The organism is Desulfovibrio gilichinskyi, assembly GCF_900177375.1.
Classification (GTDB): Bacteria; Desulfobacterota; Desulfovibrionia; order Desulfovibrionales; family Desulfovibrionaceae; genus Maridesulfovibrio; species Maridesulfovibrio gilichinskyi.
This window is the reverse complement of the sequence record NZ_FWZU01000003.1, coordinates 36,964-61,533: the sequence shown is the minus strand read 5'-3', so window position 1 is coordinate 61,533 and position 24,570 is coordinate 36,964. Positions and strand designations below refer to the sequence as shown.

The 24,570-nt window shown below is 48.2% G+C and carries 18 protein-coding genes; 6 read left to right on the top strand and 12 right to left on the bottom strand.

Annotated elements, in window-relative coordinates; translation table 11 throughout:
- Window positions 1–404 precede the first annotated feature (404 nt).
- The gene (locus tag B9N78_RS08760; protein ID WP_085101405.1) at window positions 405–1,769 is read right to left on the bottom strand and encodes a sigma-54-dependent transcriptional regulator; all 1,365 of its coding nucleotides are present in this window, start codon (window positions 1,767–1,769) and stop codon (window positions 405–407) included.
- Complete coding sequence (locus B9N78_RS08755) at window positions 1,741–3,171, bottom strand: sensor histidine kinase (protein ID WP_085101403.1); 1,431 nt, start codon at window positions 3,169–3,171, stop codon at window positions 1,741–1,743. The genes B9N78_RS08760 and B9N78_RS08755 overlap by 29 nt, the downstream gene beginning before the upstream one ends.
- Before the next feature lie 365 nt (window positions 3,172–3,536).
- Here B9N78_RS08755 and B9N78_RS08750 point away from each other — a divergent pair, with 365 nt between their 5' ends.
- From B9N78_RS08750 to B9N78_RS08740, 3 genes are all read left to right on the top strand, one after another.
- On the top strand, window positions 3,537–5,549 hold the full coding sequence (locus B9N78_RS08750; protein ID WP_085101402.1) for an anaerobic carbon-monoxide dehydrogenase catalytic subunit: 2,013 nt from the start codon (window positions 3,537–3,539) through the stop codon (window positions 5,547–5,549).
- A 138-nt stretch (window positions 5,550–5,687) separates the two neighbouring features.
- On the top strand, window positions 5,688–6,455 hold the full coding sequence (locus tag B9N78_RS08745) for an HPP family protein (RefSeq protein WP_085101400.1): 768 nt from the start codon (window positions 5,688–5,690) through the stop codon (window positions 6,453–6,455).
- Between the two features lie 154 nt (window positions 6,456–6,609).
- Window positions 6,610–8,247 carry a sigma-54-dependent Fis family transcriptional regulator gene (locus tag B9N78_RS08740; protein ID WP_212637018.1) on the top strand — a complete coding sequence of 546 codons (1,638 nt, stop codon included), beginning with the start codon at window positions 6,610–6,612 and terminating at the stop codon, window positions 8,245–8,247.
- 114 nt (window positions 8,248–8,361) lie between these two features.
- On the opposite strand, the gene B9N78_RS08735 is transcribed toward B9N78_RS08740, so the two are convergent.
- The 3 genes from B9N78_RS08735 to B9N78_RS08725 are packed head-to-tail and all read right to left on the bottom strand — an operon-like array spanning window position 8,362 to window position 10,638.
- Entirely contained in the window at window positions 8,362–9,093 is a 732-nt protein-coding gene (locus tag B9N78_RS08735; RefSeq protein ID WP_085101398.1) for an amino acid ABC transporter ATP-binding protein, read from the bottom strand.
- Between the two features lie 51 nt (window positions 9,094–9,144).
- On the bottom strand, window positions 9,145–9,801 hold the full coding sequence (locus B9N78_RS08730) for an amino acid ABC transporter permease (protein WP_085101397.1): 657 nt from the start codon (window positions 9,799–9,801) through the stop codon (window positions 9,145–9,147).
- A 51-nt stretch (window positions 9,802–9,852) separates the two neighbouring features.
- Window positions 9,853–10,638: an ABC transporter substrate-binding protein gene (locus tag B9N78_RS08725; RefSeq protein ID WP_085101395.1), complete on the bottom strand. Its 786-nt coding sequence runs from the start codon at window positions 10,636–10,638 to the stop codon at window positions 9,853–9,855.
- A gap of 679 nt (window positions 10,639–11,317) precedes the next feature.
- Here B9N78_RS08725 and B9N78_RS08720 point away from each other — a divergent pair.
- Window positions 11,318–12,709, top strand: coding sequence for an NAD-dependent succinate-semialdehyde dehydrogenase (locus tag B9N78_RS08720; protein ID WP_085101394.1), 1,392 nt, complete (start codon window positions 11,318–11,320; stop codon window positions 12,707–12,709).
- Between the two features lie 48 nt (window positions 12,710–12,757).
- Here B9N78_RS08720 and B9N78_RS08715 read toward each other — a convergent pair whose 3' ends face one another.
- Genes B9N78_RS08715 through B9N78_RS08685 form a run of 7 tightly spaced genes read right to left on the bottom strand, consistent with a single transcriptional unit; the run spans window position 12,758 to window position 21,396 of the window.
- Window positions 12,758–14,170, bottom strand: a complete 1,413-nt coding sequence (locus B9N78_RS08715; protein WP_085101392.1) for an NADH-quinone oxidoreductase subunit N — start codon at window positions 14,168–14,170, stop codon at window positions 12,758–12,760.
- A 15-nt stretch (window positions 14,171–14,185) separates the two neighbouring features.
- A complete protein-coding gene (locus B9N78_RS08710; RefSeq protein WP_085101390.1) occupies window positions 14,186–15,643 on the bottom strand; it encodes a complex I subunit 4 family protein in 1,458 nt (485 codons plus the stop codon).
- Window positions 15,644–15,650: 7 nt separating this feature from the next.
- Window positions 15,651–17,555, bottom strand: coding sequence for an NADH-quinone oxidoreductase subunit L (nuoL, locus tag B9N78_RS08705; protein ID WP_085101389.1), 1,905 nt, complete (start codon window positions 17,553–17,555; stop codon window positions 15,651–15,653).
- A gap of 4 nt (window positions 17,556–17,559) precedes the next feature.
- Window positions 17,560–17,865 carry an NADH-quinone oxidoreductase subunit NuoK gene (gene nuoK, locus B9N78_RS08700; protein ID WP_085101387.1) on the bottom strand — a complete coding sequence of 102 codons (306 nt, stop codon included), beginning with the start codon at window positions 17,863–17,865 and terminating at the stop codon, window positions 17,560–17,562.
- A complete protein-coding gene (locus B9N78_RS08695; protein WP_085101385.1) occupies window positions 17,862–18,473 on the bottom strand; it encodes an NADH-quinone oxidoreductase subunit J family protein in 612 nt (203 codons plus the stop codon). The genes nuoK and B9N78_RS08695 overlap by 4 nt, the downstream gene beginning before the upstream one ends.
- Window positions 18,470–20,014: an NADH-quinone oxidoreductase subunit NuoI gene (nuoI, locus tag B9N78_RS18555; RefSeq protein WP_425429859.1), complete on the bottom strand. Its 1,545-nt coding sequence runs from the start codon at window positions 20,012–20,014 to the stop codon at window positions 18,470–18,472. The genes B9N78_RS08695 and nuoI overlap by 4 nt, the downstream gene beginning before the upstream one ends.
- Window positions 20,011–21,396 carry a cytochrome ubiquinol oxidase subunit I gene (locus B9N78_RS08685; protein ID WP_085101381.1) on the bottom strand — a complete coding sequence of 462 codons (1,386 nt, stop codon included), beginning with the start codon at window positions 21,394–21,396 and terminating at the stop codon, window positions 20,011–20,013. The genes nuoI and B9N78_RS08685 overlap by 4 nt, the downstream gene beginning before the upstream one ends.
- A gap of 332 nt (window positions 21,397–21,728) precedes the next feature.
- On the opposite strand from B9N78_RS08685, the gene B9N78_RS08680 reads away from it, so the two are divergent.
- Together B9N78_RS08680 and B9N78_RS08675 are read left to right on the top strand one after the other, a co-directional pair.
- Window positions 21,729–22,142, top strand: coding sequence for an NADH-quinone oxidoreductase subunit A (locus B9N78_RS08680; RefSeq protein ID WP_085101379.1), 414 nt, complete (start codon window positions 21,729–21,731; stop codon window positions 22,140–22,142).
- The gene (locus B9N78_RS08675) at window positions 22,118–24,565 is read left to right on the top strand and encodes an NADH-quinone oxidoreductase subunit B/C/D (protein ID WP_170921401.1); all 2,448 of its coding nucleotides are present in this window, start codon (window positions 22,118–22,120) and stop codon (window positions 24,563–24,565) included. Before B9N78_RS08680 ends, B9N78_RS08675 begins: the two co-directional genes overlap by 25 nt.
- Window positions 24,566–24,570: the final 5 nt, after the last annotated feature.

The window sequence follows — 24,570 nt, the reverse complement described above, 5'->3', positions numbered from 1 at the left end:
TTTTATTATTAACTATTTAAAATATTTTGATATTTTTTTGCAGATTTGATTAGTTCTTTTTTTCACTAAATTTACGTTTCAATATGAAACAAAAATCATTTCTCAAAATCGGACGCAGAAAAGGGACAGCTTCCCCCGGCTGCTACTGATAAACCCCGCAAATACGTCGATTTGAAAATCTATCAGAATGATACTTAAGATAATTTGACTGACTAGTGTTTCAAAATGAAATGCAGTTTTTCAGCTGACAGGATGATTTTTGCAAGATTAGCGCAAGGCCGTTCCAAAATGAAACAAGCTGAAAGACAGTGATAATTAATTGAGGCAGAAATAAAAAAAACTGCCATTTTTTATGACAGTTTTACAGATGTTTTGTGAATTAAGTAACAGCGTGTCGCTAAAGGTTATTCTTCGTCAAAATCAACTTCAATATTATATTTTTTAATGCGTCGCCAAAGAGTGGTCCGCGGCACCCCTAGAATATGACTGCTTAAATGTTTATTAAAACCGGTTGCTTCTAAGACATGTTTGATATGTCTGCGCTCAATTTCTTCAAGAGAAAAAAGCCCGGACGGTCCGAACGCGCTGAAAGCTAAATTCAGCAAATCAGGCGGCAGTTCACGCATTCCTATAGTATCCCCTTCAGCGAGAGCTACAGCCCGCTGGATAATATTTTCAAGCTCTCTGACATTTCCGGGATAGTTATAGTTATTAAGCACTTCCTGAGCTTGCGGCGATATGGATTCAACTGATTTTCCAAAACGCGCGTTAAACGTTTTCAAAAAATAGTTTGCCAGCAACGGTATATCATCACGCCGCTCAGATAATTTCGGCAGATAGACATTAACTACGTTGAGACGGTAGAACAGGTCCTCGCGAAACTGCCCAAGCTCCATCTCTTTATGAAGGTCGCGGTTTGTGGCGGCAATTATTCTGATATCAAGTGAAATAGGTTTAGTGCCACCAACACGGATAATCCGCCTCTCCTGAATGACATGCAGCAGTTTTACCTGCATATTCATAGGCATTTCGCCTATCTCATCCAGAAAAACAGTCCCGCCGTCCGCGGATTCAAGCAGACCTATTTTAGTCGCAGTTGCTCCGGTGAATGCGCCCTTCTCGTGTCCGAACAATTCACTGGAGATAAGTTCCTCAGTAAAACCGCCGCAGTTGAATGAAACAAAGGTTTTATTTCGTCTTGGACTGAGTTCGTGAATAGCTCTTGCTGCGCGCTCTTTACCTGTTCCGGTGTCCGCCTGAAGCAGCACATTGCAATTAACCTCGGCAACCTTGCGGATCATAGCAAACAGGTCCTGCATAACTTTGCTGTTGCCGATAAAATTTTTAAACTGAACAACACCGTTCAAACTTTGTTTCAGACGTTTGTTTTCTTCCTTTAAATGCAGTTTTTCAAGACAGTTCTGAGCTAAAGACCGGACTTCCTGAATACGAAAAGGTTTGACAATATAGTTGACCGCGCCTTTGCTTGTAGCTTCCACGGCAGAAGGAATGGAGCCATGTCCGGTGATGATAACGGCTTCAATATCTTCAAATCCTTTTTTGACAAAGTTAAGGATTGTCATGCCGTCAATGTCCGGCAGGTGAAGATCAATAAAGACCAGATCAAAAGGCTTTTCGGCCATCCGGTTCAGGAAAGGATGTCCCAAATCGAATGTTTCAGTCTCAAACCCAAGCTTAGTTAAGACCTTTGCAACAAGCTTTGTTGTATGCCGTTCATCATCAATTACTGCCGCTCGAAATTTGTCCATGAGAATTCTCCAGTTGGCTTACTGCCGGAAGATAAATTGAAAAGGTAGTTCCTACTTCCAGCTTACTTTGCACTTCAATGAATCCACTGTGCTTCTTAATAAGTCCATAGATAATTGACAACCCGAGCCCGGTCCCTTTGCCCACAGGCTTTGTAGTGAAAAACGGGTCGAAAATTCGTTCCAGCGTTTCCGCAGTCATTCCGCACCCTGTATCTGTAACATCGAACCTGACATAATTATCCGGAGCGGAGGATGCGGTAACGGTTAAAGTTCCACCGCCTTCCATAGCATGATCTGCGTTCATAAAGAGATTTATAAAAACCTGCTGCAAGGAGTTTAAATCACCCAGAACCTTTGGAATGTCAGCCGGAATATTAATATTAAGCGTAATCTTATCAAGTCTAAGCTGGTTGACAACCAGCTTCTTAGTTTCGTTGATCAGTGTCTCCACACCGAGTTCGCTGATGCTCTGCTCACTCTCTCTGGAAAAATCAAGCAGATTTCGGACAACTTCACTGGCCCGCCCTATCTCATTAATTATGTCATTCAGCATTTCCTTGGCTTCGTCCGCTTCCAGTTCTTCAAACTCTTCGAGCATGGTATCAGCCGTAAGGGAAACGTTGTTGAGCGGATTATTCAGTTCATGCGCTATGCCGGAGGTAAGAGTCCCTATGGAACTGAGTTTTCTTGATTCTATAAGCTGATTCTGGCGATGTTCAATATCCGCCGCCATGCTGCTGAAAGCCGAATGCATCAAGCTTGAAATCTCATCATCACTGGTAATCTGATCAATAGAGCTGTAATCACCTTTTGCCACGCCTTCCGCAGCCTTTTGGACATAAACAAGCCTTCCGAGCACTTTTTTGGCCTGCCAGTAAAAAAGTATTACAATTAAAAGAGCCAGCGACAACATTACAACTATTGGGATATACTGAATTTTGATTAAGGTAGTATGGATTCGTTTCTGCTTTAAAGAAAGTAGGTTTTGCGCGCTCTGAACCATCTCCGTTCCAAGATTTCTGGTTTTCAACAGATCCCCTTTAGATCCATGGCTCAAGATATTAAGCTGATGGCTGTAGTCACTGATATTTTTCATGAATTTATTGTAGTAATCCTGACCGCCGATTTCGATAATATTATCTTTCAGGACCGCAACAGCTCCTTCAGCTTTATCTAGATATATTACAGCCTCTTTCAAACTTTCAGGTTCAGGATAAAACAAAAAGTTTTTTTCATAACGCCTGATCTCAAGAATATCCGAAAGAAGGTCATGGAAATGATCCATCACAACGAGGCGGTCTCGCAAAGATACAATGTTAAACCAGTAAGAGCCTGTATTTAAAAACATAAAACCAAGAAACACGATAAAAAAGACAAGAACCTTAATTTTTACTGCGCGCATAACAACCTCCAATCAATTTTCAGCCCTATTATTCAATAAAATATTAAATATCTAAATACAATAAGTATGCCAGTTGAGAAGGATAAAATTTTTATTCAACGGAGCCACAACGGAATCTCGCGGTCAAAACACGTAATCCCGTTGTTACAACGGTATTCCGTTACTGCAATCCAACTCTATGGATAATTTAATTAATTTTTTCAACATGTTGAACTAAACATAAGTCTGGCACATCCCTTGCCATACACGAGATTAAGTTAGTCTCAACCAAAATACCTTCGGGAACTCCGTGGAAATGAGCAATAGAGAATATTGCCTCTCCGGAATGCACTCCCGAAACATAACAGTTATAGGGGAATGCAAAAATGGAAAAAGAACTGAACTCTCATGAACATAGTCATGACCACGATCATAGCCACGGACATCACCATCATGACCATAACGATTTCACAGACTACAAAACTGCTGTCAAAGAATATCGTGAATCTTTCGCCAGCAAAAAAGATGTAATGGAACAGGCTCCTGATCCGGCAGTTCGGGAAATGGTTAAGTATATGGATGAACAGGGGGTAGAAAACTGTTTTGACCGTTTTGATAAGCAGAAACCACACTGCACATTCGGTCTGGCAGGTGTTTGCTGTAGTATTTGTTCACTTGGACCATGCAAAATAACCGAACGTTCACCGCGCGGAACCTGCGGAGCCAATGCTGATCTTATTGTTGCCCGTAATCTGGTTCGCGCTGCGGCAGGTGGAGTTGCGGCCCATGGAGCACGTGCAAGAGAAATCATCCTGACTCTTAAAAAAGCAGCTGAAGGTGATGTGGATCTGCCCATAATTGGCAGAAATAAAGTCAAAGCAGTTGCAGATATGTTCAACCTTGATATAAAAACTAAAAGTATTGAAGAACTGGCCGGAGAAATTGCGGACATACTTTTAGAAGATTTAAGCAGAACCGTCCCCGGACCCCATAAAACACTTGAAGCTGTTGCAATCCCGGAACGCAAAAGAGTCTGGGAAGAGCTTGATCTGATCCCGGTCGGTTCATATCATGAAGTTTTCGAAGCCCTGCATCAGACAACAGTTGGTACGCAGGGAGATTGGCGCAAAGCAATGGACCAGTTCATGCGTCTTGGCATTGCTTTCTCTATGAACAGTGTTGTCGGCGGTTCCATCGCCAGTGACTGTCTATACGGCGTCCCGCAACGAACCACAGTCAAAGCCAATCTAGGCACATTAAAAACTGATACTGTTAATATTGCTATCCATGGACATGCTCCACAGATGGCAATGGAAGTGATAAAAGCTGGACGCAGTGAAAAATTTATTGAAATGGCAAAAGAAGCAGGTGCTACAGGGATACAGTTTTACGGCATCTGTTGTTCCGGACTTTCTACCTTATATAGGCTTGGCGGCGTAATCCCTCTATCCAACGCCAACGGATCAGAACTGGTCCTGGCAACAGGTGCACTGGATTTATGGCTGGCTGATATTCAGGAAGTCTTTCCCGGAATCATGGAAGTTGCCAACTGCTATAAAACCGTAGTCGTAACTACCAACGAATCAAACCGTCTGCCCGGTGCCGAGCATATCGGTTATAAACGCGATCTATCAGATCTCGATAAACTTCCTCAGCTTGCGGACCGCATCGTCACCAGAGCAATTGAAAGTTTTAAAAACAGGCGTGATGTCAAAAGACATATTCCTGAGCATGAAATTGAAGCTGAAGTAGGCTTCAACCTTGAAACCCTTATTCATCGCTATGGCTCTCTTTCTACGATTGCCTCAGCTCTTATCGATGGTAGAATCAAAGGAATCATCAACCTTGCCGGGTGCACAAATACCAGAATCGTATTTGAAAAAGCCATTGTGGATATCGTTGATATTCTGCTCAAGAACAACATTCTTGTTTTCACCAACGGCTGCGCTTCCTTCCCAATGGCCAAGCTTGGTTATTGCTCAATAAAGGGACAAGAAAAATGCGGAGAAAAATTACTGAAGTTTCTTGGTCCTAAAATGCCTCCTGTATGGCATTTCGGGGAATGCATTGACAATGCTCACAGCGTGGCAGTGTTCAGGGAAATTGCAAAATATACCGGGCGTCACATGAAAGACCTTCCGTTTGCCGAAGTCACACCGGAATGGTCCAATGAAAAAGGAGTCGGCGCAGCACTGGCATTCCGCATGCTCGGTTTCAGCTCCTATCACTGTGTTCATGCTCCTGTTCACGGCTCCCAGAAAGTTAAAGACTTCCTTTACCACGGAACAAAAGAATTAATCGGTTCATGTATGAATGTTGACACTGATCCGGCAAAAGTGGCCGAGATGATCATCAGGGATTTTGATGAAGCCAGATCAAATATATGCTGGCGGTCATAACCTTTAGAACGTAAGCGTTTACCTTTAGTCTTAATGACAGCCGCCGATCTTGGCCCGAAAAAATATAGCCTTGATCGGCGGCGTAAAAAATAGAATTTTAGTTCCATCACCGAACAGCCACAAAGCCTTGAGGGATAAATGAAATTAAAACCAGCTTCTGTTCAATTCAGGTTTTCCGGAATATGCCGCAATGATTTTTCAAAGGAATGGTACCGTCCCGGGGTAATTTCTCTGGCACGTTTAGTATGGGGATCACTTGGCGGAGGATTGCTTTTGACCTTCATTGCAATGCTTTCAAATAAAACAGGAATAGCTGTTCTCTATCCCCCTCTTGCGGCAACATGTTTTATAAACACTACTTGCGTATTTTTACGTGTTGCACGCCCCAAATCTGTCATTGTCGGTCATACGATAGCTTCAATTTGCGGTCTGTCCGGAGTCTGGATTGGAGATTTCATAAATCCGGGCGGGGAACTCATTATACCGTTAAAACTTGGAATTTCTATTTTGCTTGCAGCAGTCTTTATGCAGATTTTCGACGCCGACCACCCACCTGCAGCCGCTACTGCAGCTATTCCGGCAATTCTCCCGCTTCCCATGGCATGGTATGCACTCCCGCTGAACATGGCATGGGGAGCCACAATTACTGTCATCTTTGCATTTATATGGAACAGGATATGGTTCGAATTTCCCTCCAGAGATGCTGATAATTGTGTCAAAAACGCCGGACTGTATATGGAAAAGGCTCAAATCCTCGGTGTATCCATATGTATCGGAAGTTGTATCATTATGTGCTTCAGAATTCAGTCTCCTGCACTCGGTTTTATAGGGGTGTGCTCCATGGCTGCCGGAATCATTATTTTAGGAACACATCATTTTCGTAATGCTATTAAGTATCCAAATTAAAAGGAGGAATTATTATTAGAGAATAATTAAGGGCAGAGCATGGATTTTCAGATATTCGTAAACTGAGATATACCTACCAACCTCAAGGAATGCGCCATGCCCTGCCCTTACAACTGATCTCTAATTTCTATTCCTATTGTCAGTTGAGATAATTATGTTTAGTAATACATTCATGGCTGACGAAAAAACATTCCACTTCAGAAATGAAAAAATCCAATCTCTTTTGCTGGAAATGGGGCTGCAAAGATCCACGGATTCGCTGTTCTCGCTTATCGTAAATCGTCTGGCACAATTCCCGAACATTTCTCTCGCCAGAATATGGCTCGTTAAAAACGGTGACATATGTTCATCCTGTTCCTTGCGAAGCGAGTGCTGCAATCAGGAAAAATGTTTGCACCTGGTCGCCAGCGCAGGACAATCCGTATCAGACAATACTGTTGACTGGTCTCGGCTTGATGGCGATCACCGCCGTTTTCCCATAGGAGCCAGAAAAGTGGGCCATATTGCCGCCACAGGCTCCCCTGTAATTGTAAAATCAATTTCCAAAGATTCAAAATGGATACTTCATCCAGACTGGGCCAAACAAGAATGTATAAACGGATTCGCAGGACAGCCTATGGCTTTCCACGGGGAAACAATGGGAGTTCTCGCGGTTTTTACAAAAAGCGAAATTGCGCAGCCCGCCCTTGATATTTTAAATATTATCTCGAACCACGCAGCCGCTGCTCTGGTTAATGCAAGAGCTTTTGAAAAAATAGAAGAACTTACCAGACGGCTTGAAGCAGAAAACAACTACCTGCGCGAAGAACTTTTAAGCAGCACGACCTATGGCGGATTCATCGGCCAAAGCGCATCACTGCAAAGAATTCTCCAGCAGATTGATCTTGTTGCTTCAACAGACGCAAGCGTGCTGATACTTGGAGAATCCGGAACGGGTAAAGAGCTTGTGGCTCGTGAACTACACCAAAGAAGCGCACGCCGAAACAGACCCTTGATCAAAGTGAACTGCGCTTCCATTCCTAAAGATCTTTTTTCAAGTGAATTCTTCGGTCATGTAAAAGGAGCCTTTTCCGGCGCTGTTGCTAATAGAGTCGGGAAATTCGGCGCAGCTCATCAAGGAACACTTTTTCTTGATGAAATAGGTGAAATGCCCCTTGAGCAGCAGGCGCACCTTCTGAGAATTCTACAGGAAGGAGAGTACGAGCGTGTCGGAGAGGAAAAAACACGCAAAGCCGATGTAAGAATCATTGCGGCAACCAACAAAAATCTCAAAGAGGAAGTGGAGAAAGGGCGGTTTAGGGAAGACCTGTACTTCCGTCTTAATGTTTTTCCTATTACAGTTCCACCGTTAAGGAAAAAAAACGAGGATATACCCCTTCTGGCAAATCATTTCCTGAAGCAATTTCTTATAGACATGAAAAGACCGGTATTTCATTTCACTCCGGCACAAATACAAAGACTATCCCAATACTCATGGCCCGGAAACGTTCGCGAACTGCAAAATATTGTTGAACGTTTTGCCATTGCATCAAGTTCTGCGCCAACCAACCTTGATTTTTTTAACTGCTTGGGAACCGAAACACATCCAACTTCACAGACTCATTCATTTCTTCCAAACGAGCAGATATTAACCGAAAAGGAAATGATTCAGCTCCAGAAAAAAAATATTGAAGAAGCCCTTAATCAATGCAGAGGTAAAATTTACGGAACAGACGGTGCGGCCAAATTGCTGGGCTTAAAACCGACCACACTGACCACCCGCATAAAAAAACTCAATATTGCACGTGACTGAACTTATCATTGTTGATCAAACTGATGGCGAAGCGAGAACCCTTGCAGAAAAGTCATTAACACTGTCAAGCCCGACATTTCGTTCAAACAGTTGCAACTTTCTGCAAGTTTATAATTATAAGATTTGAGCGAGAAATTCCTGAGTTCGTTCCTCATTAGGAGCTGTGAACAATCGTGAAGGAGCATCCTGCTCAAGAATGACGCCCTTATCCATAAAGGCTACGGAATCAGCAACTTCATTTGCAAAATTCATTTCATGGGTCACGACCATCATGGTCATCCCGTCATTTGCAAGGTCTTGCATAACGGTAAGCACTTCGCCAACCAGTTCAGGATCAAGGGCGGATGTAGGCTCGTCAAAGAGCATTACTTCCGGTTCCATTGCCAGAGCACGGGCAATGGCCACCCTCTGCTTCTGTCCGCCGGAAAGAGTTTCAGGATAAGCATCCGCTTTTTCAGCCATGCCGACTTTATCCAGAAAGGACATACCAAGCTCAACGGCTTCCTTCTTCGGTGTTTTCTTGATCTGTCTAGGCCCTTCTATAACGTTACCCAAGACAGTCATATGCGGGAACAGGTTGAAATGCTGAAAAACCATACCGACTTTACTTCTCATGGCGTTGATTTCTTTCTCAGTGCTTGGAGCCTTCTTACCATTGAGACGGATCTGTCCCTTATTGTATGTCTCCAGACGATTCACGCACCTGAGCAGTGTAGATTTTCCGGAACCACTAGCCCCGATAACCACAACAACATCGGAGTTACCGACATTGAGATTAACTCCTTTAAGCACGTGATTGGTATCAAACCACTTATGAACATTTTCAATATTGATAGTATCCTGCATAAACTCTCCTGTGTAAAAAATGATGAGCATTAATCTTTAAAAAATTGAGTTCTACGCACCGCTGGTGTCCAACCTTCTTGCAATTCGATGAAAAAGAAAGGTGAACACACCCGTGTAGAAAAGATAAAACATTCCGGCGATAGTCAGCATTTCCATCATCATAAAGTTCGATGAGGCAAGTTGCTGAGATTTAAGCAGCAACTCGTTGATTGTGATGGCACTGGCAAGGGATGAATCCTTCAAAGCAATGATGAACTGATTACCAAGGGCCGGAATCGCTCTTTTAAAAGCCTGCGGCAGAATGATCCTGATCATTGCGCGGGGATAACTCAGCCCGATACTGCGAGCCGCTTCCATCTGCCCCTCAGAAATGGAGCTGATCGCGCCCCTGAAAATCTCTGCAAGGTAGGCTCCGTTATGAAAACCGAGAGCCAGCACAGCTGCTGGTAATGCTGACAAACCGATCAGACTGCGCATACCGAAATAGATGAACAGCAATTGCAGCAAAAGCGGAGTTCCGCGAATTATATAAATATATGCATGAGCCGGGAGATTGAATATTTTCCTATCTGAAATGCGCATAAACACGGTAATGAGGCCGAGGACAAGCCCCAGAAGAATACCAAGCATGGTAATCTCAAGGGTCATCCATGCTGCTGGAAGAAAATACGGAAAATACTCCAGCAGGCTTGAAAAATGAAAATACATCTTGTTTCCTTTTATAAAAGAGTAAGGAGGCTTTAGCCCCCTTATCCTTATTTATTTCTTAGTAATATCAACATTAAGCCACTTCATACTCAGTGCAGTCAGAGTTCCGTCTTCATGCATCTGTGTTAAAATCTTATTCACTTCGTCGGTAAGGGTCTTGTCTTCTTTGCGGAAAGCAACGGCAATGTCTTCCCTGCGTAACGGAGAACCGAGAGGCTTGATATTAAATTTGCCGCTATTCATAGCATTTACGCCCACAACACGGTCGGTAATGACACCTGCAATAACACCGTTTGAAAGTTCGGTCAGTGTACTGGTGTCGTCTTTATAAAGACGGATATCAGTGACTCCAAGATTCTTGGCATCCTGCTCAAATGTGGTTCCGGTCACCAATCCGACAGCGTGATCTTTGAGTCCCTGAACAGATTCAAACGGGCCATCTGCACGAACGAACATCTGCGCGCCGGAGTAGTAATAAGGGATGGAAAAATCTACGACCTCTTTACGCTGCTCAGTAGCGGCCATACTACCCAGAATACCACTGTAGATACCTGAACGCAGTCCTTCGATAATACCGCTCCACTCGGTGGTAACTGGTTTCAGCTTCACACCCAATCTTTTGGCGACTTCTTTAGCCACATCAACATCAAAGCCAACCAGCTCATTAGTTTTATTGTAAAAATTAAATGGAGGATATCCTCCGCTCATAGCAAAGCTGACTTCACCGGTTTCTTTAACTTTCTCAAGTCCTGTTTTTTCCTGCTCGGAACATCCTGCGATGGCCACAGCAATAAACAATGCAAATACCGCAAGATATAACATCTTAAAATGTCTCATATTCTCTCCTAAAGTTGTAAGTCTATTTTTTGATATATACGCTTTTAAATTTCAACACGACGCAGATAAGAGAACGCAGTATGAAACAATGCGTCCTTAAGATTAATTCTTGCAAGCTCTTAAGAGTCCATGTGTACCCAGATATGTGAGATTGTAGTTAACAAGATCATCGATAGGACTAATTAAACCAGAACTTTCATATTCCAACAAGGCGACTTATCGGGTATACAATAGGTATTAAGTATACCCAGTTTGATTATGATTGAGTTTAATTTTGAAGAAAGAAATAAATGGAAGGGTTTTGAGCTGCCTATAGAATACTTTAACCTGTCCGGCAGTGAACCTGAGAGCGGCTCAATTGTGTCTAATCGCCTGAGTCTTTTCGTTACTCTGTTTACATACTTTAGTATTCAATTTCTTGTATCCATTTGACAATAACAACTATTTAGCTTTTAGTGTATTAAGGTTTCTTCAACATTTAATACAAAAATTTCTGCAAACTACTGCACCAATCGTGGTTAATCATTTTGGTTGGTCATTAATAAATTCGATGTGTTGATTTAGGGACTACAATAATACCGCGAACGATATGTAAACTGTATTTGATTGTACAAAGTTGACACACTCCCTGTCAGCACATTGTCAAGACTGGGTTAAATTTAACCCAAGGAGATTCTTCATGAGTTACGCTACTGTTAATCCTTTTACCGGTAAAACGGTCACTACCTTTAATGACTCTACAGATGCTGAGGTAAATCTGGCATTGGACAATGCCCAGAAGGCCTTTGAATCTTGGAAAAACTCCAGCTTTGCAAAGCGGGCTGCCGTCATGCACAAGGCTGCAGAGATATTGCGCAACGAAAAAAGTGAATATGCCAAACTGCTGACCTTAGAAATGGGCAAAATCACGGCCGAAGCCGAGGGAGAAGTAGACCTTTCGGCAGACATTTTCGACTACTACGCCGAGCACGCCGAGTCTCATTTGGCCCCACGCAAACTTGATGTGAATCCTGCCACCAAGGGCGAATACCATCTGCTGGCCGAGCCTCTCGGAGTTCTGTTGGCCATTGAGCCTTGGAACTTCCCTTACTACCAAGTTGCAAGGATAATAGCTCCACAGCTTTCCGCAGGTAACACAGTTCTGCTTAAACATGCCTCCATCGTGCCGCAGTCCGCAGCCGCCATGGAAAAATTATTAACCAGAGCAGGTCTGCCTGCCGGTGTATTCAAAAACCTCTATGCCACCCGCGATCAGCTAGACACCATTATCAGTGACCCCAGAGTCCGGGGCGTTGCCCTGACAGGTTCAGAAAGAGCCGGGGCCGTGGTTGCAGTTCAGGCCGCCAAGGCCCTTAAGAAATCTACATTGGAGCTGGGCGGTAACGATGCGTTTATTGTTCTGGCCGACGCTGAGCTGGACAAGACCGTCAAATGGGGCGTGTTCGGACGCCACTTTAACGGCGGCCAAGTCTGCTGCGCTTCCAAGCGCATGATAATCGTAGACGAACTTTACGATCAATATCGCGAAAAATACATTGAAGGAGTGAAGAACCTCAAGGCAGGCGATCCGTTCGATCCAGAAACTACTCTGGCCCCTCTTTCTTCTCAGAAGGCCGCTGACCTGCTTAAAAAACAGATTGCCAAAGCCATAGAATTAGGTGCAACCGCCACGGAAGTCGGTCCCAAGATTCCGAAACAGGGTGCTTTCGTGCAGCCTGTTATTCTGGAAAATGTGACTCTGGACAATCCTGCCCGCTATTGGGAATTCTTCGGTCCAGTGTCTATGCTATTTAGGGCCAAGGACGAAGAAGACGCCATCGCCATCGCCAATGACACCCCATTCGGTCTGGGCGGATCAGTCTTTACCTCCGATCTGAAACACGGTGAAGAGGTGGCCCGCAAGGTTTCCACCGGCATGGTTTTCGTCAACCACCCAACCGTGGTCAAAGCGGACATTCCATTCGGAGGAATCCGCAACTCCGGTTACGGCCGCGAGCTATTGGATCTCGGCATCAAGGAATTTGTCAACCACAAGGTGGTAGGCGTGACTGACATCGACGGTGACTTCTAGCCGGTATCCACACGAAAATATCAAGGCGGCCCTCATGGGGGTCGCCTATTACGGATGTATCGGCATGAATTGCAAGATGGGCGAAGGCATAAGTCCAAGCCCGATGATCAACAGTAGGAGAAGGAAAATGGCCACACCACCAGAAACTGTCAATCGTTCGCGGGCTGCCGTGATTTCACGCTCTTCAAAATAGAGTGCAGCCAGAGGGCGCAGATAGTAAAACACAGACAAGGCCGCACCCAAAATACCAATGACACCCAGCCAAGGGTACCCGCCCATGATGGTGGACCTGAAAAGAAGCAACTTGCCGGTGAAACCGGCGGTTGGAGGCAATCCGGCCAATCCGGTTAAACCGACGGCCAAGAGAATCCCTCCCCAAGGACGAGCCTTGCCGAGCCCGCGCAGTGATTCAAGGCTGTCCACCGGTTCAGCTCCGGCGTTCAGCAGGGACAAGCCGCCAAAAGCGGCCAGATCCATTACTGCCAACGCCGTTGCATAGAAAATAACCGGTCCGGGCCCAGCCTCATTGATACAAAGCACACCCATAATCAGATACCCCATGTGAGCAGCCGAGGAAAAACCGAGCATCCTCTTAATACTGGTCTGAGCCAAAGCGGCCAGATTCGCGGCCACCATGGTCAAAGCAGCCAGTCCCCAAAGAACAGGAGCCGTGGCAGGCCAGAATTCCGGCCCCAGTGCCAGAGCAATACGCAAAAGCCCCCCTACGACTGCGGCTTTGACCATAGAGGTCAACAAAGCCGACACCGATTCCGGAGCCCCGCGGTATACGTCCGGTGCCCAAAGATGAAACGGAACAAGAGAAAGTTTGAAAGCCACTCCGGTCAGAACCATGCCCAGACCGAGAAGAACAGTGCCGCTCCCCTGTGGAGCGCGAAGGCTGGACACGATGTCCAGCGTGCCTGACCCGGCATAGATCAGCCCTATACCGAAAAGCAGCACTCCGCTGGCCGTGGCACCCATGACAAAATATTTAACTGAAGCCTCGTTGCCGCCGCTATCCTTGCGCAGTCCGATGAGAATATACAGAGGCAAAGACAACAATTCCAGTCCCAGAAAGAAAGCCAGCCAGCTCTGTCCTCCGGCCAATAGCAAACCACCGAGCACAGCAGTGAGAAACAGAGCGTAAAGTTCGTCATCATGATTTCGATCTTCCTGCTTAAGTTCGGGACCGAAGAAAAGTAACGCTCCCACCCCCAAGCCACAGACCAAAGGAAGAAAATAGGAGGTCAGTGCTCCTGTTGCCAGAAACGGTTTCAATGCCGCCATTTCCGGTCCGTGCGCAGGGTAAAAGATCAGCCCCATGATTCCTGCCGACAACAAAGATATCAGAGAGACAGCATAAAGCCCTGCCGGACGTTTAAAGATCGTTCCCGAAACAAAACAGACCAGAATGCCCAGGGTAAGCAACAGATGCGGTGAAAATAACTGTATATCGTACATGTTCACTCTCTTTGCCTATCGAGGCCAATTAGTTGCCAAGGCACTTAGCGGTTCATTGATCAATTTCAATAACGGTGCCGGATGAATTCCAATCAGCAGAACAGCAAGGGCAAATACAGACAGAATCAAAATTTCTCGACCATCTAGATCGAGGACCTGAGCGGATTCGGTCAGCGGACCGGGTTTTCCGAGAATCGTACCTTGAAGCAAACGGAGCACATAAGCCAGCCCCACCACAATGCCGAAAAAGGCCAGAGAGGCTCCAACAGGGTAGACCCGGAAAGAACCGAGTAGAATCATCAGTTCACCAACGAAATTGGACAGACCTGGCAATCCGGCTGAGGCCATGGCAAAGAAAAGCATGAATCCGCCATACACTGGCATCTTGGTCCAAAGTCCACCGAAGTCAGAGAGTTGCCTTGAGTTAAACCTTTCAGCCAGCATGCCCACCATGACGAACAGGGCTCCGGTAGTCAGAGCGTGGCTGACCATCTGTACCACGGCTCCGGACAAGCCGATCCGGTTATGAGCGAACATAGCAAACATGATAAGCCCCATGTGCGCCACACTGGAATAAGCCACCAGCCGTTTGGCGTCCTGCTGAGCCAGCGCAACCCATGAGGCGTAGAACAATCCAGCAAGACCCAGCCCTGCGAGCCATGGGGCCGCCGCAGTCATAGCTTGAGGAAACAGCGGGATAGCCCAGCGCAGCATGGCATAAGCCCCGGTTTTAAGCAAAACCCCGGCCAATAACAGACTGCCTGCGGTCGGAGCCTGAGTATGAGCATCCGGCAACCATGTATGCACCGGCAGCATGGGAGTCTTAACCCCGAAGGCCAGAACGAAAGCAGCTGCACACCAGATTTGCACGGTTCCTTGCACAGGAGAAGCTGTGAGCGCGGCAAGAGAGGGATCAACCCCGGTCAACATAAGCCAGATGATGGCCAGCAGCAGAGGGAGTCCTCCGACCATACTGAAAACAAAAAATTTAAGGGCTGCATATCGCCGCCGCTCATGTCCGAATCGACCGATAATAAAAAACATGGGAATGAGCTGGGCTTCCCAGAACAAATAAAAAAGCAGCAAATCACGGGCCAGAAACACGCCTATGGCTGAGCTAAGTGCAGCCAGTAACAAAAAGTGGAACACAGCTACGCCTTCGCGGATCTCCCGCCAAGACGTAAGGATGCCGAGTACACCCAATAGGGCAGTGAGCAGAACCAGAACATAACTCAGTCCGTCCATGACCAGCGAATACTGCACATGCAACAGCGGAATCCAGTCAAACCGATCCGCCAGTTCATTCGAATTCATGACCAACGGCAGGAGCAGGAGCACTAACGCCAATTCAGCCAAAGCAGTTATCAGACAAATGAACCGTGCCTGATCTGGACGGTGATGAAAAAATAAACCGACAAGGCCGCCAAAGATCGGAAGTAGAATCAATGAGGTGAGTAAAGGAAAATCGTTCATGCTAACCTCACCTGATTCCTATAGCGGCCATAACGATAAGCATGGCAACAACACCCAGCAGAAGCCAAAACAGATATGAGGAAAGCCGATTAGCACCCCATTGGCATATTCGGCCACCAGCTCGCAGGGCCGCTGACCCCAGACTTAAGGCCGCACCATCCACCGATTTATCCTCCACATTTTTCCAGAGTAGCGTTGCCGCCGAACGATAGGGGTAGGCCACCGCCGTCATGTAGAGCCTGTCGAGCCTCCAACCATCAAGCAGAAAACGAGACAGCCCTCGATCAGAAAAGGGATTACGGAGTTTACGCCAAGGGCCGTACAAGAACAGGGCAATGCCCAGCCCTGATACAGCCAACACAGCATCAACCCATTCGGACAAATCACCAGTCATGACTTGCTGCGTGGCCGGGGACATACCTAGAAAATGATCCAACCAATCAGTCTGCATCCCGAGTAGATTGGCAATATGCTCCGGCAGATTCAGGATTCCGGCAGTTACAGCCAGCAAAGCCAACGGCCAGAGCACATGAAGCATGAGGGCGGGCGTTTTTTTCGTTCCCGTTTCAGGAACAAGCGCCGGACTACCGGTAAAGGCCAGTAAAAAAACACGAAAACTATATACAGCTGTAATCAGCGCCGTAATCGTGCCTGCAGCCCAGACAAATACCCAAACGCCCTCGCCGGTTCGAGCCATAGCCATAGCATTTTCCAGAATGCGCCCTTTGCTGAAGAATCCGGCAAAAGGCGGTAATCCGGCCAGAGCGGCAGCGCCGCAGAAAAATGCCGGAGCCGCTCCGGGTACGACTTTACGCACCCTTGCGCCCATTCGGAAAATATTGTGTTCTTCATGCAGAGCCTGAATAACAATACCCGCCACCATAAACAACAATGACTTGAAAAAAGCATGCACAAGCAGGTGGAAGAAACTCCCCGAAGGGTCACCTGCACCAACGCCCAAAACCATGTAGCCTACCTGACTGATGGTGGACCATGCCAGAACACGCTTGATGTCATGTTGGACCAGAGCCGAACAGGCTGCCACAAAGGCCGTCAGGGCTCCTACCACCGCCACTGTTTCCAAGACGAAAGGTTGTGCGTACAGCAGTGCCGGAAACGTACGGATAAGCAGGTAAACTCCGGCAGTCACCATGGTCGCGGCATGGATCAGGGCCGAAACAGGAGAAGGGCCTGCCATAGCATCAGGAAGCCAGACCAACAGCGGCAACTGGGCGGACTTGCCGGTGGCGGCCACCAGCAGGAGCAACCCGACCAGAGTCAGTGTGGCCGGCTCCATGCCCGGAGCTGATGCAGAAAGATGCTGGATACTCAGGTTGCCTGTAACATTAAAGAGCACCGCCAGTGCTCCCAGAAAGGCCACGTCACCGATACGAGTGATCAGAAAGGCTTTCTTGCCCGCCATGACGTTTTGAGGATCAGTATACCAGAACCCTATCAAAGCGAAGGAACAGAAACCAACGCCCTCCCATCCCATGAATAGAAAAACAAGATCGTCTGCCATGACAATGGACTGCATGAAAAAGACAAACAGATTCAGGTAACAGAAATAGCGGATCCATCCGTCATCATCCCGCATAAAATACAGGGAATGTATATGGATAATCAGGGAGACGAAGGCCACCATAGTGGCCATGACCGCGCACAGAGGATTGTAGAGCACGGTCGCCGAAACATGAAGACCACCGGCTGCGAACCAGTCGAAAAGATGAATGCTTAAATCCTGAGTACCCTGCAACTGGCCCCATCCCAAAAGCGCACCGGTCAAAGAACAGGCCACAGCCATACAGGCAAGCAGCCCTGACAGCCTGCGCGACATGATTCGCCCCATCAGGGCCAGTACCACGGCTCCAGCGAGCGGAGCGAAAAGAGTCAGACAAAGAATACTGGTCATGCACTCATTCCTTGAACGTTTTCAACGAGTCCGGGTTCAAACTCTTATTTTTCCGCCATACCCTGAAAACCAGAGTCAATCCCACTGCGATCTCTGCGGCAGCAACTCCCATGATGAACAACACCATTCCCTGTCCTGAAATATCCCACCAGCGCAGGGATGCGGCTACAAAAACCACGCCCGCAGCATTGAGCATGACTTCCACGCCGAGCAAGATCATAATCAGGTTACGCCGAGCTACCACCGTGACCAGACCGATGAAAAATAACATCGCTGCAAAGAGCAGGATATGCTCTAAGGGCACGATCATAGCTGTTCCTCCGCATCATCACCATCCGCGTTCACAGGACAGGAAGGCAAGTCAGAGTTCAGACTCAGTCCTACATTGTCCGGCCGATCTGAACGCACTAAAGGTAACCCCAGATAACGAGCCCCGGCCAGAGCGGCTAGAAGAAGCAGAGATATTGCTTCCACAGCGGGCCATGCATTATTAAAGACCCAGGCACCGAGATCGTGCGGCGAAACCCGCCCCGGAGTCAGCGGTGTGGAGTTGGAAGGGTCAAAAGAAATAAGGGCCATACAGGCAAAAACCCCGATCAGCCCCCAGATGGCAGGCCAGAACATACGGGAACGCAGTCGGCGGAGGATTAAACCTTCCACTTGAAGCTGTTCGCTCGGTTTCTGAGCCATCAGCATAATGACAAACAGAAAAAGAACCATGATGGCTCCGGCGTAAATAATGACCTCAAATCCGGCCAGCAAAGGAGCACCGAGCAACATAAAAATCAGGGCCGTACAAATGAGAGCGCCCACCATCCATACTACGGCATGAATCAAAACTCGCCGCGTCACTGCCATCAGAGAGCAAAGCAAGGTCGCTGCGGCCAAAATATAAAAAAGTACAGCATACATGGTCATGGCAGGTTGCTCTTGAAGTTTACAGGTGGCTCTTCGCCATCGTGTTCATTTTGAGGATACTTCTCTTCCACCCCGGCATGGCTGTAGAAATCATAATCCATGTCTTTGCCGCCATGATCCACCAGCAGGTCTTCCTTTTCAGCCACCAGATTAAGGATGGAGTCCGAGGCAAACTCATACTCCGGTGTAAGCTGGATGGCCAGTGTCGGACACGCTTCCTCACACAGCCCGCAATAAATACAACGGGCAAAATTAATGCGGAACCATGCGGCGTACCGCCGACCGTCCGCGCGGGTATCGGCTTGCATAGAGATACAGCTGACCGGACAGGCTGCGGAACAAAGATAACAGGCCACGCACCGTTCATCGCCGTCCGGAGAGCGTGTCAGCACGATGTGCGCACGGGACCGCGGCGGGGGCGTGCGTCTTTCCTCGGGATACTGCACGGTGATGGGCCGGGTAAACATAGCCTTAAAGGTCTCTGCGTACCCCTGAAACAGCCCTAGTGCTCCTTGTATCATCGTGTTCAGCACTTCTGTCAGCTGAGCAAAAGATATCCCTACTTTCGCATTGCTGGCAGGAGCAGGAACTTTCCAGACAGGTTCCTGTCCGCGTCGTTCCAGACGGTATTGAAAAATCTGGAAAGCAAGTAGCGGCGGCAGCAGTACACACATCGCGATGGTAAGAAATGTCAAATCTCCGCTGGCGAGTTCAGACAGAGTTGGACCCGTCTTTACGTAAATAAGAACCCCGCAAGCGGTCAGGACCAAGCCTGTCAAAGCAAGTCCCCACGGCAACGGAGATCCTTGCCACGAAGGCCGAAGGCTTGCGAACAGGATAGTCAGGTCAGCCATGACGAGCACGGTCAAAACGAGAAAAGGTCTCCAGACAAGTGGCAATTCAATTTCGCCGGTCTGCATCAACTGGAAGCAGCAGAAAAGGCCGCTGAGGACAACAAAAACCCCGCTGATCTGGACAATTATTCTGACATTTCTATCAGCTCCGCTGCGGTCGGAAGAAGTCAGCCACCAAGAACCGCCCATAAGTAATCCGCTAGATAAAAGTAGGAGTACTGCCGAAAAATATCGTGGCTGAACCAAAGATTGCAAACCGAACCATGCAGAGGAAACATTCCCGCCTAGCACAATGTTCCAGAGTAGAATTCCCTCGGCAACCAAAACAGCAGTCCCACCCCAGCCGGCAAGACGCAGCCAGAAAACCGAACGCTTTGCACGGTGCCTGTATTCCATTCCCAAACCGCGTAACCCGAGGGCCAGCAACAGCAGCACCACCAGCCCGTAACGGGTGGATAAAACTGCACCGTAAATTTTGGGAAAGGCGCCGAAAAGCACTGCGCCGAGCACCACCAGCCAAGTCTGATTTGTATGCCAGACGGAGTCCACGGAGGCGAGCATTGACTCGGCCTTTTCCGCGTCCACAAACAGAGAAAAGAGGCAGAGCCCCAAATCAATGCTCCCCAGACCAAGATGCATAAAAAGGACAAAGCCAAGAAGAACGAACCATAGGTCAACGAGAGTCATGACGGCCTCCTGATAACACATGATTCAGGCGGCAATGTCCCGTTGTCAGGACCTTTACGCAAAATCTGACGGGCAAAGAACAAAAACACTCCAAACAAAAGCAGGCCCGCAACAATAAAAATGAAAAGTGATAAGCCAACAGCCTCCGAAGTAAGGGGCGAGGCCATGTTTTTTGTACGCAGCATTCCGTAGAGCACCCAAGGCTGCCGCCCCACCTCACGCATAATCCACCCAGCCCAGATGGAAACTATGGACAACGGAGCCAGCCAGATGAAGAACTTGAGCAATTTACGGTTGGAAGCTATGCGCTCAGGATGAAAAAGCCCTCTACGCCAAGCCAGAGCCGCCAGAGTTCCGGCCAGAATCATCAACATACCGATGATAACCATAACTCTGAATGAATAGAAAATCAGCACGATAGGCGGACGCTCATTCCTAGGAATATCCTTAAGGCCGATCACTTGACCAAAAGGATTATGGGTGGCCAACATACTCAGCACGTAAGGGATTCGAAGTTCAACCGAATTGCGCTCATTCTGCACATCCGGCCATGCGAAAATTGACCATGCTGCGCCCTGCCCTGCTTGGTTGGTATCCCAGAAAGCCTCTGTGGCTGCCAGTTTAGCCGGCTGGTATCTGGACAGATTCTGTCCTGACAGGTCGCCTGTTCCAGCCTGAATCAACGCCAGAAAAAGACCGACCGCGACCATTGTTTTAAAGACCCGCAGGTAAAATTCCGTGTGCAAGGAACGCAGTAGATGCCATGCAGCAACCCCGGCCAAGACAAAGGCTGTACCGGTCAGACAGGCGAGCAGCATATGAGGAAAGGAAGAGAACAGATCAGGATTGAAGATAGCGGAGAACCAGTCGGATACCACGAAAACACCATTCTCCACCTGCCCGCCCCTCGGGGTCTGCATAAAGGAATTGGCAACCATAATCCAAAAGGCGGAGAGGATCGAACCGAGGACAACCATACCTGTGGCGAAAAGATGCAGCTGGGGTGAAAACCGTTGCCAGCCAGCAACCATGAGATACAGAAAAATAGATTCCAGCAGAAAACCGGACATAGCTTCCACTGACAGTATTTGGCCCAGGAAACCGCCTGTGGCCTCGGAAAACAGTGACCAGTTAGTTCCGAACTGAAATTCCAACGGAATGCCGGAGATCACGCCCATAGCGAAGATGAGCGGAAAGAACCGACTCCAAAACCGAGCCTGCTGATACCATTCCTTCCGGCCGGTGCGTACCCAGACCAGCTCGGTCAGAAAGATATACATGGCCAGACCGATAGTCAAAACCGGCCAGATGATATGAAACATAGTGACCAGAGCAAACTGAAGTCTTGAGAGGAATATGTGATCCGTAAATAGTGGTTCCATTATCCCCATGCCATTATTGAAGTTCAACATTTTTTACAGACAAAACACTTTTATCATAGCGGACTGACCTCATACAATCCGGCGGCTCAGTCAGTCGCCTTTGTGACTATTCTTTAGGCTTCAACAAATCAGCTACAAAAGCAACTTGTTATTTCGACCAATTACCATACCATAAACACTAAATACAACCTGATTTATAAAATTTTACGCAACACCCTTGTTTAATAAACTGTATCGCATTACAAAAAAGGGTGTAGACTACCTGCCGGAACGCAGGGAAAACACATGCAACGTCCCGATACCAAAAGAACTCGGGCAGGGATGAACGTCTGATGCAGAATACGCCGGAACACATATCCGCTTCTTTCAATGCTTGGGATCCAAGTGTTTTTTCCTTCATAGTCTTTGCCGTGCTAGCAGCCGGGCTTGTAGCAGCACTGCTTGCCCTGTCCACGATCATAATGCGCAGGAAAGATGAAGGAGAAAAAGGGCGACCCTACGAATGCGGAGTGATCCCATCTGGATCTGCTCAGCTCAGCTACCCTGCACCCTTCTGGCTTGTAGCCGTTTTTTTTCTACTCTTCGATGTTGAAGCTGTTTATGTGGTTTCCTGGGCTGTATCGTTCAAAAATCTGACATGGGCCAGCTGGGCACAGATGACCTTTTTCATAGGTGTACTGCTGCTCGGACTCTTCTGGGTCTGGCGCAAAGGAGGCCTTGAATGGGGCATGAAAAAGAAGCACTAGACCGGGCTATACAGGCCGCCGTCAACGGCGAGTCTGAAGCTCCGTTCATGCTGCCGCAAAAGGCAACCCTTGGCGATATTGTTCTCAACTGGTGTCAGAAAAACAGTCTCTGGCCTCTGTTCTTCGGACTTTCATGCTGCTTTGTGGAGCAGGCTACCGTATTTACCGGGCTCTATGACATTGCCCGCTTTGGTGCTGAAGTGCTGCGCGGTTCCCCCCGTCAGGCCGATCTCCTTGTGGTCTCGGGTACGGTATTCAAGAAAGCCGCGCCCATGGTCCAGCGAATCTATGAACAGATGCCCCGGCCTAAGTGGGTCATTTCCATGGGTTCCTGCGCCAACACCGGCGGCATGTATGACGTATACAGTGTGGTTCAGGGCGTGGATCAGATTATTCCGGTGGACGTGTACGTCACAGGCTGTCCGCCTAGACCGGAAGCCCTGATGCACGGGCTGATTACCCTGCAGGACATGATCAGCCAGAAAAACCGTCCCTTGCGACCAGCGTTCAACCTAAAAGGCGGACATGCCGGAGGCCGAGACGACATACTCGTTCCCGGAGACAGCAAAGACCGCGACACCCGCGGCCCGGGCATGGCCGGAATTCCGGCTCGCGGAACCTCAGTAACCCCGCCGGAGTTCGCGGATTCAAGATCCAACGATATGTGGGCACCGCCGCCGCCTGTTTTCAATTTTTCCAAGGTTCACGAATCCATTCGCCAAGCTCTGGCAGACCGCTTCGGTGACCTGATTGTCTGGCATAAAACCCCCGTGGACATGCCCACGCTCACAGTCACGGCCAGCCATATAGTGGAAATTCTGGACTTCCTGAAGCACGAAAGCCCGGTCCGCTTCGAAAGGCTCGAAGACTTAACCGCAGTGGATGAGAGCGCACGCAAGGTACGGCCGGAACACGATTACACGGTGATCTATACCCTGACATCCTTGAGTTCTCTGGAATATATACGGCTGCATGTGCCAGTTAGCGGACAGGAACCTGAACTCCCGAGTGTCACCAGGGTTTGGCCCAGTGCCAACTGGTACGAATGCGAAATATGGGATATGTTCGGCATCCGCTTCAGCAACCATCCGGGCCTGCGTAGGTTGATCATGCCCGAGGAATGGTCAGGCCATCCTCTTCGGAAAAGCGAACCCCAGCGCGCAACGGATATGGAACCGTATCTGGCCGAAGATGCCAGACGGCACGAACCGGAAGATGCTGCCAGTTTGTTGAAAAAAAGCCATGCCGCCACGCCCACCAAACGCGAATTCGTACTCAATATCGGCCCTCATCACTACAGCACCCACGGGTTAGTCCGCTTTATCCTCGAAATGTATGGCGAAGAAATCGTGGATATGACCGCAGACATAGGTTTCCACCATCGCGGAGTAGAAAAAATTGCCGAGCACCAGTCTTGGCATCAGTTCATTCCCTACACAGATAGATTGGACTACCTGAGCGGTGCGGCCAACAATCTGACATACCTTCTGGCCGTGGAAAAACTCTGCGATGTAAAGGTGCCCGACCGCGCGCAGTGTGTACGTGTGATGCTCGCCGAATTCTATCGCATCTCCAACCATTTACTCTGGCTCGGCACAATGGTTCAGGATCTGGGCATGATCACCCCGGTCTTCCACACCTTCCGTGAACGCGAACAGGTTATGGACATCATGGAAACCATCACCGGAGCGCGACTCCATCCGGCATGGTTGCGCATCGGTGGATTGGCCATGGACCTTCCCGAGGGCTGGGACAAACTGGTGAACGATTTTGTACGCGTGTTTCCGGAACGGATAGAAGGTTACAAACGAATGATCTCCGGTAACCCCATCGTCCGGGCCAGAATCAAAGGCATCGGGAATCTATCTCTGGAAGACGCCATAGACTACGGTATTTCAGGGGCGAACCTGCGGGCATGCGGCTCCACGCGCGACCTGCGCAAAGTAATGCCCTATTCCGGATACGAACAATACGAATTTGATGTACCAACAAGAGACAATGGCGATTGTCTGGCCCGCTACGAGGTCCGTTTTGACGAGATGCTCCAAAGCAATAGAATCATTGCCCAATGTCTGCAATGGATGCCTTCTGGCAGATTCAAATCCAAGGACTACCGATACTGCATCCCTGACAAGCGGGAGACTTTGCATGACATTGAAAGCCTGATCCATCATTTTATCAACACCACCCGCGGCCCCAAGGTTCCCGCCGGAGAGGCTTACGCCGCAACCGAAGCCCCCAGAGGGGAACAGGGATTTTACATTGTCAGTGACGGAGGCAACATGCCCTACCGATTACACATGCGCTCACCGGGTTACACTTCGGTGCAGGCTCTGCCGCTTATGGCTGTAGGGCACACGCTGGCTGACTTTGTCGCTATCATGGGATCAGTGGATTACATCGCGCCCGATCTGGACCGTTAGGGGAA